This window comes from Hydrogenophaga sp. R2 (assembly GCF_049843595.1).
Classification (GTDB): Bacteria; Pseudomonadota; Gammaproteobacteria; order Burkholderiales; family Burkholderiaceae_C; genus Hydrogenophaga.
In genome coordinates, this window is record NZ_JBBHZN010000007.1 from 1 (window position 1) to 1,210 (window position 1,210).

Sequence of the window (1,210 nt, forward strand, 5' to 3'; positions counted from 1 at the left end):
GTGACCTGCTCGGCTTTTTCGATCCAATCATTCCTGTAAGACGGCCCGGTTGGGAATGGGTGGATTGTGCAGGCGATGCTGCTTGAACTCGTGTGGGGTGAGGTAATCCAGGCTGCTATGGGGTCGCACCGTGTTGTAGTGGTGCCGCCAAGCCTCGATGATCACTGCGGCTTCCTTGCGTGATCTGAACCACTCCAGGGACAGGCACTCATCGCGCAGCTTGCCGTTGAAGCTCTCATCGGCGCCGTTCTGCCAGGGCTTGCCGGGGTCGCTCAGGGCAGTGGCGATACCCGCCTGCGAGATCCACTCCAGGATCGCATGGCTGACGAATTCGGGACCATTGTCCGAGCGCATGAACAGCGGCGCGCCGTGAATGCTGACCAGGCGAGAGAGCACCTCCACCACCCGACGCGAACGGATGGAGCCGGCCACGTCGATCGCCAGGCACTCGCGCGTGTACTCGTCGATCACCGTCAGGCACTTGATCTGCTGGCCTTCTGCCGTGGTGTCGAAGACGAAGTCGTAGGCCCACACAGCGTTGGCCTTGAAGGGCGTGTAGGCCCTCGGCCGACTGCTGGCAATGCGCCTGCGGGGGCGCTTCTTGGGCAGCAGCAGGCCCGCCTGGCGCCAGATGCGGTGGGTGCGCGACCAGCTCAACTCCAGGCCCTGGCGGCGCAGGAAGATCCGGATACGACGGTAGCCGTAGCGCGGGTACTGCGCCGAGAGGGTCCTCATGGCTGCAATGACAGGAGCGTCCTTGCCTGGCAGGCGTAACTCGTAGCACAGGCCCGATCGCGCCAGTCCTATGAGCCCACAGGCTCGGCGCTGTGACAGGCCACGCTCGCAAGCGAGGGCGACCTGTTCGCGTCGGGCCTGCGGGCTCACCACTTTTTTGCGTTGATCTCCTTGAGCACCTCGATGTCCAGATCGCGCTCGGCCAGCAGCTTCTTGAGCCTGCTGTTCTCGATCTCCAGCGCCTTCAGTCGTTTGACATCGGCAGCTTCCATCTGGCCGAAGTGCTTGCGCCAGGCGTAGATGGTGGGCTCGCTGACTTTGTGTTTCTTCGCGGCCTCGGCCACGCTGGTCTTGTCTGCCTCACGCAGCACCGTGACCATCTGCTCTTCGGTGAATCGGCTCTTTCTCATGGGCTCCTCGCAGGTTGGGAGCCATCTTCCTAGAAACTATTGGTCCAAAGAAACCGGGCAGGTCA

1 protein-coding gene is annotated in these 1,210 nt (G+C 62.6%); it reads right to left on the reverse strand.

What is annotated here, in order from left to right; translation table 11 throughout:
* Positions 1 to 27: 27 nt before the first annotated feature.
* A protein-coding gene (locus WD026_RS16095; protein ID WP_425724671.1) for an IS3 family transposase occupies positions 28 to 1,145 on the reverse strand; the annotation gives its coding sequence in 2 pieces (ribosomal slippage) (positions 28 to 896 and positions 896 to 1,145; 1,119 coding nt in all).
* Positions 1,146 to 1,210 lie beyond the last annotated feature (65 nt).